This window comes from Cupriavidus sp. C1SS-2L (assembly GCF_057073735.1).
This window is the reverse complement of sequence record NZ_CP172709.1, coordinates 121,382-134,877: the sequence shown is the minus strand read 5'-3', so window position 1 is coordinate 134,877 and position 13,496 is coordinate 121,382. Positions and strand designations below refer to the sequence as shown.

The 13,496-nt window shown below is 63.8% G+C and carries 10 protein-coding genes; 3 read left to right on the top strand and 7 right to left on the bottom strand.

The window, feature by feature from the left end:
- Positions 1 to 7: 7 nt before the first annotated feature.
- Genes ACIGJG_RS18365 through ACIGJG_RS18355 form a run of 3 tightly spaced genes read left to right on the top strand, consistent with a single transcriptional unit; the run spans position 8 to position 3,191 of the window.
- The gene (locus ACIGJG_RS18365; RefSeq protein ID WP_483673717.1) at positions 8 to 991 is read left to right on the top strand and encodes a tripartite tricarboxylate transporter substrate binding protein; all 984 of its coding nucleotides are present in this window, start codon (positions 8 to 10) and stop codon (positions 989 to 991) included.
- Positions 992 to 1,011: 20 nt separating this feature from the next.
- The gene (locus ACIGJG_RS18360) at positions 1,012 to 2,172 is read left to right on the top strand and encodes an acyl-CoA dehydrogenase family protein (protein ID WP_483673716.1); all 1,161 of its coding nucleotides are present in this window, start codon (positions 1,012 to 1,014) and stop codon (positions 2,170 to 2,172) included.
- A 26-nt stretch (positions 2,173 to 2,198) separates the two neighbouring features.
- Positions 2,199 to 3,191 carry an acyl-CoA dehydrogenase family protein gene (locus ACIGJG_RS18355; protein WP_011299681.1) on the top strand — a complete coding sequence of 331 codons (993 nt, stop codon included), beginning with the start codon at positions 2,199 to 2,201 and terminating at the stop codon, positions 3,189 to 3,191.
- 62 nt (positions 3,192 to 3,253) lie between these two features.
- Here ACIGJG_RS18355 and ACIGJG_RS18350 read toward each other — a convergent pair whose 3' ends face one another.
- From ACIGJG_RS18350 to ACIGJG_RS18320, 7 genes are all read right to left on the bottom strand, one after another.
- On the bottom strand, positions 3,254 to 4,807 hold the full coding sequence (locus ACIGJG_RS18350; protein WP_011299680.1) for a SpoVR family protein: 1,554 nt from the start codon (positions 4,805 to 4,807) through the stop codon (positions 3,254 to 3,256).
- A gap of 135 nt (positions 4,808 to 4,942) precedes the next feature.
- Positions 4,943 to 6,205: a YeaH/YhbH family protein gene (locus ACIGJG_RS18345; protein WP_011299679.1), complete on the bottom strand. Its 1,263-nt coding sequence runs from the start codon at positions 6,203 to 6,205 to the stop codon at positions 4,943 to 4,945.
- Between the two features lie 37 nt (positions 6,206 to 6,242).
- Positions 6,243 to 8,165: a PrkA family serine protein kinase gene (locus ACIGJG_RS18340; RefSeq protein ID WP_011299678.1), complete on the bottom strand. Its 1,923-nt coding sequence runs from the start codon at positions 8,163 to 8,165 to the stop codon at positions 6,243 to 6,245.
- Between the two features lie 403 nt (positions 8,166 to 8,568).
- The gene (locus tag ACIGJG_RS18335; RefSeq protein WP_011299677.1) at positions 8,569 to 9,759 is read right to left on the bottom strand and encodes an acyl-CoA dehydrogenase family protein; all 1,191 of its coding nucleotides are present in this window, start codon (positions 9,757 to 9,759) and stop codon (positions 8,569 to 8,571) included.
- Between the two features lie 165 nt (positions 9,760 to 9,924).
- Entirely contained in the window at positions 9,925 to 10,704 is a 780-nt protein-coding gene (locus ACIGJG_RS18330; RefSeq protein ID WP_140949814.1) for an enoyl-CoA hydratase/isomerase family protein, read from the bottom strand.
- 43 nt (positions 10,705 to 10,747) lie between these two features.
- The gene (locus tag ACIGJG_RS18325; protein ID WP_011299675.1) at positions 10,748 to 11,728 is read right to left on the bottom strand and encodes a Bug family tripartite tricarboxylate transporter substrate binding protein; all 981 of its coding nucleotides are present in this window, start codon (positions 11,726 to 11,728) and stop codon (positions 10,748 to 10,750) included.
- A gap of 38 nt (positions 11,729 to 11,766) precedes the next feature.
- Positions 11,767 to 13,494, bottom strand: coding sequence for a long-chain fatty acid--CoA ligase (locus ACIGJG_RS18320; RefSeq protein ID WP_483673715.1), 1,728 nt, complete (start codon positions 13,492 to 13,494; stop codon positions 11,767 to 11,769).
- Positions 13,495 to 13,496: the final 2 nt, after the last annotated feature.

Here is a 13,496-nt window from a genome sequence, read left to right as displayed (position 1 = left end):
ACAACAGATGAAGGCAAAGACCCTCATGAAGACCATGGCCGCGCTCGTGCCGGCCTTGCTCGCCAGCGCGACTGCGCTGGCACAGGATGGTGCCGGCTTCCCGGCCCATCCGATCCGTCTGGTAGTGCCGTTCCCGCCGGGCGGCCCAACCGACCTGGTGTCGCGCGTGATCGCCAAGCGCATGACGGACGAGCTGGGCCAGCAGGTGCTGGTGGACAACCGTCCCGGCGCCAACGGCAATATCGCCGCCGAGATCGTCGCCAAGGCGCCGGCCGACGGCTATACCGTGCTGTACAACACCTCGTCGATCGCACTGAGCCCCGCGCTCTACAGCAAGCTGACCTACGACGTGCGGCGCGACTTCGCGCCGGTGGTGCTGACCGCCATGGTGCCGCTGGTGCTCGAAGTCAACGCGCAACTGCCGGTGCAAAACGTCAAGGAATTCATCCAGTACGCCAAGGCCCATCCCGACAAGCTGACTTATGGCTCCGCTGGCAATGGCAACGTCACGCACTTGGCTGCGTTCCTGTTCCTGCAGGCCAACGGCCTGAACGCGGTACACGCGCCGTACAAGGGCAGCGCGCCCGCGCTCACGGACCTGGCAGGCGGGCAGGTGCAGTTCATGACCGACACCATCAATTCGTCGCTGCCGTTCATCCGCGACAAGCGCATGCGCGCCCTGGCCGTGACCAGCAGCACGCGCAGCTCGCAATTGCCGGACGTGCCGACCGTGGCCGAAACCGTCATGCCGGGCTTTGAAGTCGGCGCCTGGCAGGGCATGATGGTCCCCGCCAAAACGCCGCCGGAAATCGTCCGCAAGCTCAACGCCGCAACCATGAAGGCGCTGGCCAACCCCGAAACCCGATCCGCGCTGGCCGCGCAGGGCGCCGAGCCGCGCGGCTCGACACCCGAGGCCTATGCGAGCTACCTGTCCGCCGAGATGGCGCGCTGGCGCAAGGTGGTCAAGGACTCCGGCGCCACGCTCGACTGACACGCACCTGGATATTCAACGTGACCGCACTGCTTTCCACTTTCCAGCTCACCAGCCTGCCGCCGCACGCCATGGCGTTCCGCGAGCAGGTCCGGGCCTTCCTGGCCGAACAGATGCCGAAGCTGCCGCCCGAACTCCGCGCACGCTCGTGGATGGGCTTTGACGCTGCCTTCAGCCGCGCACTCGCCGCGCGCGGCTGGGTCGGGATTACGCTGCCGGCCGAGTACGGCGGTGCCGGCCTGGATCCGTTCTCGCGCTTCGTGCTAGTCGAAGAACTGCTGGCCGCCGGTGCACCGGTATCGGCCCACTGGATTGCGGACCGCCAGAGCGGTCCGCTGATCCTGCGCTACGGCAATGCGGCGCAGAAGGCCAAGTACCTGGCCGCCATCTGCCGCGGTGAAGCGTTCTTCTGCATCGGCATGAGCGAGCCCAACTCGGGCTCCGACCTCGCGAGCGTGGCGACGCGTGCCGTGCGGCAAGCGGATGGAACCTGGCTCCTGAATGGCCGCAAGATCTGGACGACGAACGCGAACCACTGCCACTACATGATTGCGCTGGTCCGCACCTCTGGCACGCCACAGGACCGGCAGACGGGGTTGTCGCAGGTGATCGTCGACCTTTCGGCACCCGGCGTCACGGTGCGGCCGATCCAGGACCTGACTGGCGATGCGCATTTCTCGGAAGTCAGCTTCGAAGACGTGGTGCTGGCGCCCGACGCGCTGGTCGGCCAGGAAGGCAGCGGCTGGGAACAGGTCAATGCGGAACTCGCCTTCGAGCGCAGCGGCCCGGAACGGCTGTACTCGAGCGTGGTGCTGCTCGATACGTGGCTGGCCGCGCTGCGGCGCCTGCCTGAAGCGCGGCGCGACACCGTCACCGCCGGCCGGCTGGTCGGCCACCTTGCGGTGCTGCGGTCCATGTCGCTGGCCGTAACGGCGCGCTTGGCCGCCGGCGAAAGCCCGGTGGTCGAAGCCGCGCTGGTTAAGGATCTCGGCACGACGTTCGAGCAGTCGATCCCGGCGCTTGTCGAAGCCGCGCTCGGCGACGAACCGGCACTCGCGGCCGATGGCGCGCTGTACCGCACGCTGGCCTATGTCACGCAGATCGCCCCGTCCTATTCGCTGCGCGGCGGCACGCGCGAGATCCTGCGCGGCATGATTGCGCGCGGCCTGGGTCTGCGCTGAACGCGTCCGTTACTGAGTCCACCGCCATGCATAACACCTATTCCGACGCGCTCGACGCCCTGCTGCGCGATCTTTGCCAACCTGCCACGGTCCGTGCCATCGAACAGGGTGCCGATACGGCGCCACTGTGGCAAGCGCTGCTGGAAAGCGGCTTTGCCGACTGCCTGCTGCCTGAATCGGCCGATGGCGCCGGACTATCCCTGTCCGACGTGGCCCCGGTGCTCTACGTACTGGGTCGTCACGCCATGCCGCTGCCGCTCGCGCAGACGCTGTTCGCCCGCGCGCTGCTACACGCGCACGGCGTGCAGGCACCAGCCGAACCGATCGCACTCGCAAGTTTCGATGACGAGAGCCCAGCCACGCTGGTGGCCGACGCCCGCCACGCGGGCTGGTTCCTGGTGCAGACCGGCACCCGCTGCGTACTGCTGCCGGCGTCCACCGCCGGTGCCGAGCCGACCGGCGCCCACGCCGACCTGACCGTGCGCCTGCGCCGCCCCGATATCCAGGCTGAACAGGCCTTCGAACTGCCCGCCGGCACGCTGCGCACCATCGGCGCCTGCCTGCATGCCGCGCAGATGGCCGGCGCACTGTCCCAGGTCATGGACATGACGCTGCAGTACGCCAACGACCGCCTGCAGTTCGGGCGCGCGATCGGCAAATTCCAGGCCATCCAGCACCAGATCAGCGAGATGGCCGAGCACGTTGCCGCCTCGCGGTTGGCCGCACAGATCGCGTGCGAAGGCTCGGGCAGCACGCCCGATCCGGCCCGCGCCGCCATCGGCAAGTTGCGCGCGAGCGACGCGGTCACGCCGGTGGCCGCCATCGCCCATGCGGTGCACGGCGCCATCGGCATCACCGAGGAATTCGACCTGCAGCTCTACACGCGCCGGCTGCACGCATGGCGCGTGGCCGACGGTTCGGATCGCTGGTGGAGCCGCGTGCTCGGCGAGCTTGTGTGCGCGGAGCCATCACGCGGCGCGGTGGAACTGGTGCGAGACTGGTGCGAGACCGCTGGCTGACATCCGAAACGAAACGGCGGCCCGGTTAGGGCCGCCGTTTCGTACACGGAAAACTCTCAGGCTCAGGCCGCTAGGCTCAGCCCGCCACCGGGCACCTTGCGGTGGCGGCGTTCCGGCTTGCACTCGTACTTGAGTTCGCGCCGGCCATCCTCATACGCCACTTCCAGCCGCACGTTGAAGCCCCACAGGCGCGTCACGTGGCGGATCACCTCGTCGAAGTTGTGCGAAAGCGGCCGGCGGTCGCTTTGCTGGTGACGCAAGGTCAGCGAGCGGTCCCCACCCACATCGACATTGGTGACCTGGATATTCGGCTCCATGCCGGACAAGTCGTACTGCGAGGCCAGCAGCTGCCGGATCATGCGATAGCCCTCATCGTTATGGATGGCCGTCACGCGCAGCTTGTTCTCGCGGTCGTCGTCGAGCACCGAGAACAGCTTGAGTTCGCGAATGACGCGCGGCGACAGGAACTGGAGCAGGAAGCTCTCGTCCTTGAAGTTGCGCATGGCGAAGTCGAGCGTGGTACGCCAGTCCGAGCCGGCGATCTCCGGCGCCCAGTAGCGGTCCTCGTCGTCCGGGTTCTCGCACATGCGGCGCAGGTCCTGGAACATCAGGAAGCCCAGCGTGTACGGGTTCAGGCCACTGTAGTATGGGCTGTGGTACGGCGGCTGGTAGATCACATTGGTGTGCGCCTGCAGCAATTCCAGCATGAACGCGTCGTTGACCAGCTTTTCCTCGTAGAGCTGGTGGATGATCGTGTAGTGCCAGAACGTGGCCCAGCCTTCGTTCATCACCTTGGTCTGGCGCTGCGGGTAGAAGTACTGCGCGATCTTACGCACGATGCGCACGATCTCGCGCTGCCACGGCGCGAGCTTGGGCGCGTTCTTCTCGATGAAGTAGAGCAGGTTCTCCTGGGGCTCCGGCGGGAAGGTGCCTTCCGGCTCGACCGCGTCGTCATCCGCCGCAAGCGCGTGCGAGCGGTGCTTGGGCAGCGTGCGCCACAAATCGTTGACCTGCATCTGCAGGTAGTTCTCGCGCTCGGTCTGACGTGCCTGCTCTTCGGTGATCGACAACTTCTTGGGTCGCTTGTAGCGGTCTACGCCATAGTTTTGCAGTGCGTGACAGGAGTCGAGCAGGAGTTCCACCTCTTGCTCGCCATAGCGCTGCTCGCATTCGGCCACGTAGTTCTTGGCGAACAGCAAGTAATCAATGATGGCGTCCGCGTTGGTCCAGGCGCGGAACAGGTAGTTGCCCTTGAAGAAGGAGTTATGGCCGTAGCACGCATGCGCGATGGTGAGCGCCTGCATGGGCAGCGTGTTTTCCTCCATCAGGTAGGCGATGCAGGGGTTGGAGTTGATTACGATCTCGTAGGCCAGCCCCATGTGGCCGCGCTGGTAGCTGCGTTCCGAGGCCAGGAAGTGCTTGCCGTATGACCAGTGGCTGTATCCCACCGGAAGGCCGGCCGATGCATAGGCATCCAGCATCTGCTCGGCGGTGATAATCTCGATCTGGTTGGGATAGGTGTCCAGGCCGAATTCGCCGGCAATACGGGCGATCTCGCGGTCATACCGGTTGATCAGCTCGAAGGTCCATTCCGAACCCGTGGAGAGATAAGCCATCTTCACCCCCATCTGGCGGGCAAGCGGGCCGCTCCCGGCATACGTTGCCCGGGACGGCGACGCTGCGCCGCGTTGCCACTGTCAACGTCCTGCTGGTCCACCGGAACCGATGGACCGGAAAGGCCCTTTTGCCCGTCAGGCCGCGCGCTTCTGGAACAGGTCGTGCAGAACCGGATAAATCTCGTCCGGACTGATGATGCGCTGCATCGCGAAGTGCTCGAACTGACCTTTGACCGTCAGGTACTCTTCCCAGAGATTCTGCGGTTCCTCCGAGGCAACCTCCACATACGCGTAGTACTGCACCAGCGGCAGGATCGACTCGCGCAGCAAACGACCACACAGCTCGGAATCCCCGGCCCAGTTGTCGCCGTCGGATGCCTGCGCACAGTAGATGTTCCACTGGCTGGGCGGATAGCGGTCATGGATGACCTCGACCATCAGCTTCAGCGCGCTCGACACCACGGTACCACCGGACTCACGCGAATGGAAGAAATCCTCCTCTTCCACCTCCTTGGCCACGGTGTGATGGCGAATGAACACCACGTCGATGCGCTCGTAGTTACGTTTCAGGAACAGGTACAGCAGCATGAAGAAGCGCTTGGCGAGATCCTTGCGGCTCTCGTCCATCGAGCCCGAGACGTCCATCAGGCAGAACATCACCGCCTGGGCCTGCGGCCGCTTCTTGAGCACGCGGTTGTTGTAGCGCAGGTCGAGCTTCTCGATGAACGGTACGCGGTCGATGCAGGCACGCAGGTGCCGCATCTCTTTCATCAGCTCGAGCGCGGAGTCCGCGTAAGGACCTTCCTTCTCCAGCGCCTCGTTGTAAGCGTCCTCCAGTTCGCGCAGGCGCTTCTGGTACGGGCTGGACAACGCAATGCGCCGGCCGATCGAACTGCGCATGGTGCGCAGGATCGACAGGTTCGAAGGCGTGCCGTCGATCGAGTAGCCGGCGCGCACCTTGCGCACTTCCGCGATCTTGGCAAGGTGGCGCTTGGCCAGGTCCGGCAGCGCCATGTCCTCGAAGAAGAAATTCAGGAAATCCTCGCGCGACAGCGTGAAGACGAAATCGTCCTCGCCCTCGCCGCTATCGCTGGCGCGCGAACCGGTTCCGCCGCCGCCCTGCTGCTGGCGGTCGAATGAATCCCCCCGGACGAACTTCTTGTTGCCGGGATGGATCCACTCACGCCGCCCGCCCGGGCCGTGATGAAAGATCGGCTCGGAGATGTCCTTGACCGGAATGGACACCTGACCGCTTTGCTCGATGTCCATGATCTTCCGGCCGGACACCGCCTTCGCAACCGCCTGGCGTATCTGCTCTCGGTAGCGCTTGATAAAGCGCTGCTTGTTGACGGCACTTTTGTTGCCGCCGTTCTCACGCCTGTCGATGACCGTGCCCATGTATATGCCTTCGAAAAGAGGCCTGGTTCAGGCGCAGTTACGATGATTTTCTTACGCGCAGATACCACTCCACCAGCAGTCGGACTTGTTTCGGCGTATACCCCTTTTCGACCATGCGGTTGACGAAGTTCTCGTGCTTCTCCTGGTCTTCGCGCGAAGACTTGGCGTTGAACGAGATGACCGGCAGGAGATCCTCGGTGGTGGAGAACATGCGCTTCTCGATCACCATCCTGAGCTTCTCGTAGCTGGTCCAGACCGGATTCTTGCCACCGTTGTGGGCTCTCGCGCGCAGCACGAAGTTGACGATCTCGTTGCGGAAGTCCTTGGGGTTCGAGATACCCGCTGGCTTTTCCACTTTTTCCAGTTCGTCATTCAGCGCGTTGCGGTCGAGGATTTCGCCGGTATTCGGATCGCGGTATTCCTGGTCCTGGATCCACAGGTCGGCGAACACCACGTAGCGGTCGAAGATGTTCTGCCCATACTCGGAATACGACTCCAGGTACGCCGTCTGGATCTCCTTGCCGATGAACTCGACGTACGGTGTAGTCAGGTACTCTTTGATATACGACAGCAGCTTCGCTTCCTGTTCCGGCGGGAACTGCTCGCGCTCGATCTGCTGTTCGAGCACGTACAGCAGGTGCACCGGGTTGGCCGCGACTTCGGTGTTGTCGAAGTTGAAGACCTTGGACAAGACCTTGAACGCGAAGCGCGTCGACAGCCCGTTCATGCCCTCGTCCACACCTGCATAGTCGCGATATTCCTGGTACGACTTCGCCTTCGGATCGACGTCCTTCAGGCTCTCGCCATCATAGACGCGCATCTTCGAGAAGATGTTCGAGTTTTCGGGCTCCTTGATGCGCGTGAGCACCGCGAACTGTGCCATCATCTTCAGCGTGCTCGGCGCGTTCGGCGCCGCCGCCAGCGAACTGCTGCGCAACAGCTTGTCGTAGATTTTCACCTCTTCCGACACGCGCAGGCAGTACGGCACCTTGACGATGTAGATGCGGTCGAGGAAAGCCTCGTTGTTCTTGTCCTGCTTGAACGTCTGCCACTCGGCCTCGTTCGAGTGCGCCAGGATGATGCCGTCGAACGGAATCGCCCCGAAGCCCTCCGTGCCCTTGTAGTTGCCCTCCTGCGTGGCGGTCAGCATGGGGTGCAGCACCTTGATCGGCGCCTTGAACATTTCGACGAACTCGAGCAGGCCGCGGTTGGCCAGGCACAGGCCGCCGGAATACGAGTAGGCGTCAGGATCGTCCTGCGGGAAATCCTCGAGCTTGCGAATATCCACCTTGCCGACGAGCGAGGAGATGTCCTGGTTGTTCTCGTCGCCCGGTTCGGTCTTCGAGATCGCAATCTGCGACAGCACCGACGGACGCAGCTTGACCACGCGGAACCGCGTGATGTCGCCATTGAACTCTTGCAGGCGCTTCACCGCCCACGGAGATGGAATGGTGCTCAGGTAGCGGAGCGGAATGCCATAGTCCTCTTCCAGAATCTTGCCATCTTCCTCCGGCGAGAAAAGACCGAGCGGAGATTCATGGATCGGCGAACCCTTCAGCGCGTAGATGGGTACCTCTTCCATCAACGCCTTCAGTTTCTCCGCCAGCGAAGACTTGCCGCCACCAGGAGGCCCGAGCAGATACAGGATCTGCTTGCGCTCTTCCAGGCCCTGCGCGGCATGCTTGAAGAACGCGACGATCTGCTCGATCGTGTCCTCCATGCCGTAGAAATCGCGGAAGGCCGGATAAACCCTGATGACCTTGTTGAAGAAGAGTCGGGACAGGCGCGGATCATGGTGGGTGTCCACCAGCTCCGGCTGACCGATCGCGGCGAGCATGCGCTCGGCCGCAGTCGCATAGGCAGTCGGATCCTTCTTGCAGATATCCAGGTACTCCTGGATGCTGTATTCCTCTTCCTTGCGAGCTTCGAAACGCGTGGCGTAATGGCCGAAAATGTCCATTCCTCACTCCCGTCAGAGTCCTCATCCGAGGTCAAGGCACTGCTACTCCCCTGAGGCTTCGCGTCAGCTTTCGCGGTCCACCACCCCGGCTTGGCGACCTGGTCATGTTGCGAAGTCTTTACTTCATCATAGTCAAATAACGGCGAGGGTGGAGCTCAAGTTGACGATTCGCATGTATGTAAGCAACGGCATTACCAACCAGAAAACACCACATTTGAACCAGAGCGCTTCCTCGCGCGCGACGGGCCATTGACTATGGCTTGTGACAAACCTTACACCTTTCTGCCCTAGCCTGCACAGACGGTTTTGTAACCAGTACACAAAAAAGGCCAGCGATTTCGCCGGCCTTTTGCTGAGGTTTTCGCGGCGTGCATCAGCACACGCCGACTGCTGATGACAGCACTCAGAGCGTGCGTGCGACCAGCTCTTTCATGATCTCGTTCGAGCCACCGTAGATCTTGCCGACACGCGCATTCGCGTACATGCGTGCAATCGGGTATTCGAGCATATAGCCGTAGCCGCCATGCAACTGCAGGCACTCGTCGATGATTTCGCAGTTGCGTTGCGTGCACCACCACTTGGCCATTGCCGCGGTCGCTGCGTCGAGCTTGCCTTCCATCAGCCGCACCATGCAGTCGTTCACGAACGTGGCCGCGATGGTCGCATTGGTCTTGCACTCAGCCAGTTTGAAACGCGTGTTCTGCAAGTCGAGCAACGGTTGACCGAACACCTTGCGCTCGCGCACATAGTCGGTCGTCAGCTCGATGGCGCGCTGCATGCTCGCCACCGCACCAAGGGCGATGATCATCCGCTCCTGCGGCAACTGCTGCATGAGCTGGTAGAAGCCTTGCCCCTCCTGCTCGCCGAGCAGGTTCTCGCAAGGTACCAGCACGTCGTCGAAGAACAGCTCGGCAGTATCCTGGCCTTTCTGTCCGATCTTCTCCAGGATGCGGCCGCGACGGAACCCCGGCAGATCACGGGTCTCCACCATGATCAGCGACACCCCGCGCGTGCCGGCTTCCGGATCGGTCTTCGCAATCAGGCAGACCAAGTCGGCGTGATAGCCGTTGGTAATGAAAGTCTTTGCACCGTTGATGCGATAGCAATCCCCGTTTTCTGTCTTCTCGCGCACCGCGCGGGTGCGTACCGATTTGAGGTCCGAGCCGGCACCTGGTTCCGACATGGCGATCGCCGCCACCATTTCGCCGCTGGCCATCTGTGGCAGCCATTTCTCCTTCTGCGCCTGTGTGCCGTAGTTGAGCAAGTAGTGGGCCACGATGCCGCTATGCACGTTATTGCCCAGGCTGGTGCAGATGCCGCGCGCCATTTCCTGCGTGATGACGGCCTCGTGCGCAAAGGTGCCACCACCGCCGCCGTATTCCTCGGGGATGCTCGCGCACAGCAGGCCGATCTGGCCGGCACGGCGCCAGACGTCGCGGTCGATATAGCCCTGCTCGGCCCAGCGCGATTCGTTCGGCGCCAGTTCACGTTCGACAAAGCGCCGCACCGTGTCCCGGAACAGGACCAGGTCTTCGGTCATCCAGGGGGCCTCGGTGGAGGCAGCGGCGGTGGCATTCAGTTCGGGAGATCCCATGATGTGTATCGACTTCGAAATGCAGAGGGAAAAGGAGGACAGGCGGCATTACCGCTGTCGCGCCTCTATATAGATGGGCGTATTTCGTTGAAGCCTTGCGAGGTGGGCGCCTGTCCGCCATACCGCAGCGCAGCATGCCGCACGCACCCTGTTGCTTCGCAGGACTTAGTCAGGCCAGCGATAACGCGGCGGCTGCTTGGACAGGAAGCGATTCGCGGCCTCCTGGCGGTATTCCGTGGCGAACGCGATGCCCTGGCCGTCCGCCTCCATGGCCAGCATGCTGTGCAGGTCCTGGTTCAGCGACGCATTGAGCGCCTTCTTGGTTAGCGCCAGCGCAACGGGCGAGGCCTCGGTGAAGGCGCGGGCCATCGCACGGGCGCGCTCCTGCAGGCTGTCTGCTGGCACGATCTCCATGACGATGCCCTGCTCCTGGGCCGCCTCGGCGTTGAGCTCGCGCATCGAGAACATCAGCGCCTTGGCGCGCTGGAGGCCGACCATGCGAGGCAATGTGTAAAACACGCCACAATCCGGAATCAAACCCAGACGCAGGAACGGCAACCCGAACCGGGCACGCGGGGTGGCCAGGATGATGTCAGCGGTGAGCGCCAGGCTGAATCCCGCGCCAAAAGCCGCGCCATCGACCGCGGAAATGACAGGAATCTCGAGATTGATCAGCGTCTCGAGCCACGGATGGATATTGCCCAGCCGCTGGCGCCCCTGCGCTGCGCTGATCTCGCCCTGCATGGAGCTGATGTCCCCGCCCGAGCAGAAATCGGTGCCGGCACCAGTCAGGATCAGCGCGCGCACGCTGGTGTCCTGGCGCAGCTGGTGCATCACATCGCCGATTTCGCGGCGCATGACGCCGTTCAGCGCATTCTTGCGGGCCGGGTAATCGAGCGTAAGGGTGGCAATGCCGTCTTCCACGGCATAGCGAATCGTTTCCATTGATGACTCCATGTAATGCTGCGGTTCGATGCCTGACTGGCGCTCAGTCCAGCTGGATATGCGCGTCGCGTACGATCTTGGCCCACTTGGGCATGTCGCCCGACACCACGGCGGCCAGCTCCTGCGGCGCGGAACCGACTGGCTGAAGGCCCATGCCGGCCAGCTTCTGGGTGATCTCGGGCAGCTTCACGATGCGGGCGGTTTCGGCGGCCAGGCGTGCGGTCACGTCCTTCGGGGTGTTGGCGGGCAGAAAAAGCGCAAACCAGCCGCTCGGCTCGAAGCCCTGCAGGCCCTGCTCGGCGAACGTCGCCACGTTCGGAATAGCCTTGTAGCGCTGCGTGCCCGTAATGCCGAGGATCTTGAACTTGCCGCTGGTCAGGTACGGATACGCCGACGTCACATCGACGAATGCCGAATCGACTTGGCCGCCGAGCAAGTCGTTGAGCAGCGGTGCCGCGCCCTTGTACGGAATGTGCGTCAGCTCGATGCCAGCCTGTTGCCGCAACAGTTCGCCGTGCAGGTGCGACGACGTGCCGTTGCCATACGAGCCATAGCTGAGCTTGCCGGCCTTCGCCTGCGCGATGAACTCGCGCATCGTGTTGGCCTGCACGCGGTTGGGCACCACGAACAGATCCGACGACTTGGCGATCAGCGAAACCGGCGTGAAATCCTTGTTCACGTCATACGGCGTACGCTTGTACAGGCTCGGCGACTGGATCAGCGCCGTGATGGCCAGCAGCACCGTGTAGCCATCGGGTGTCGCCTTCGCGACGATGTCGTTGCCGAGCATGCCGCTCGCGCCGGGCTTGTTGTCGACCACCACCGGCTGGCCCCACGCCTCGGCCAGCCGCTGGCCGATCATGCGGCCCACGGTATCGGTGCCGCCGCCGGCCGGGTATGGCACGACCATACGGATCGGCTTGCTGGGGTAGTTCTGGGCCACTGCCTGGCCCACGTTGCCAAGCATGGCGGCGCCCGCCAGGGTGCCGGCCTGCGCCAGCCAGGTTCGTCTGCTCTTCTGCATGATGCTGTCTCTCTCCAAAACTCTGTCTTGGTCCGGTCTCACCGGCCTTCCATGCCCGTCTTGCCCAGGCCCGCCGGTTGCATGGCCTCTTCCTGCAGCGCGCGCCACTGGATCTTGCCCGTGGCCGACTTGGGCAGGGCGTCGACGAATTCGACGATGCGCGGCACCTTGTAGGCAGCCAGACGCTCGCGGCACCAGGCCATGATGCGTTCCGGGTCAGCCTCTGGCGTGCCGCGCGATTCCGCACGCAGCGCCACGACGGCCTTGACCGTTTCGCCACGATGGTCATCGCGCGCGGCGATCACGCAAGCCTCGTGGATCGCCGGATGCCCGTACAGCAGGTTCTCCACCTCGGCCGGCCAGACCTTGAAGCCCGACGCGTTGATCATCCGCTTGAGGCGATCGCGCATGAAGAAGTAGCCCTCTTCATCCATGAAGCCCAGGTCGCCCGTGCGCAGGAAGCGCTTGCCGTCGATCTCGACGAACGACTCTTCGTTGGCCTCCGGGTTGTTCCAGTAGCCGAGCATCACCTGCGCGCCATGGGCGACGATCTCGCCGATCTCGCCTTGCGGCAGTTCGGCCAGCGTTTCCGGGTCGACTACCCGAGCGTCCACACCGAAGGTGGCGATGCCCAGGCATTCGCGCTTGGGCTTCTGACGGGGGTTCGACAGCAGGAACGACGCCGTCTCGGTCATGCCGTAGGCCTCGACGTAGGGCAGGCCGAAGCGCTCCTGCAGCATATTGGCCACGGCATCGGGCATGGCCGCACCGCCACCGCCGAGGAACGCCAGGCTGGACAGGTCGCGTTGCGTCACGCCGGGCTGTGCGAAAAAGTCCACCAGCATCGCCGGCGGCGCGCCCCATACCGAGACGCGATAGCGCTCGATCAGGTCGGCGGCGAGCGAGCGCTCCCAGCGCGGCATCAGCACCACGGTGGCGCCGAGGTAGATCGGCGAATGCATGCAGTTCTGCATGCCGAGCAGGTGGAACATGGGGGCCACCGCCAGGACCACCGCCTCCGGCGTACTGCTGCGCCACACCTGCGAGCCCACCGCGGAACTCATCATGGTGCCGTGGGTATGCATGCAGCCCTTGGGGTTACCGGTCGTGCCGGACGTGTAGGCCAGCATGCACAGCGTGTCGTAGCCGGCCTCGTGCGGACGTGGCAGTTGGCCGGCATTGCAAGCGGCCTCCCATGTGACGGGCATCGCACCGCTCGGTGCCGCGCTCAGCGCGGGCGCCGGCTCGCGCAGCCAGGCCGGCACGGGCAGGCCACCGTCGTCATGCAGCATGCCCGCATAGTGGTGCACGATCACATGGCGCAATGCCTTGCCGTGCAACGGGGCAACGCGGTCGTACAGTTCGCTGCCGCAGAACACGGCCACGGCGCCACTGTCGGCGACCACGTGTTCGAGTTCGGCCTCCAGCCACATCGGGTTGGCCGGAACGACCACGGCCTCGGCGCGCAGGATGGCGTAGTAGGCCGCGATGAACTGCGGGCAGTTCTGGCTGAACAGCACCACCCGGTCCCCGGGCTGGATGCCGCAGGTGTGCTGCAGATAGCCAGCCATGCGCTCGACCTCGTCGAGCAGCGCGGCGTAGGAAATCGCGGCGCCGAAGTACTGGATCGCGGTCTTGTCGGGATAGCGGCGCGCGGCCACCTCCAGGTTGTAGAACAGGCTGGTACGCGGCGCATGCAGCGACGCCGGCAAGCCGGCGGGCCAGGCGGGGGAACGGTAAGGCTGGGAGGTACTGGCGGACTTCATGT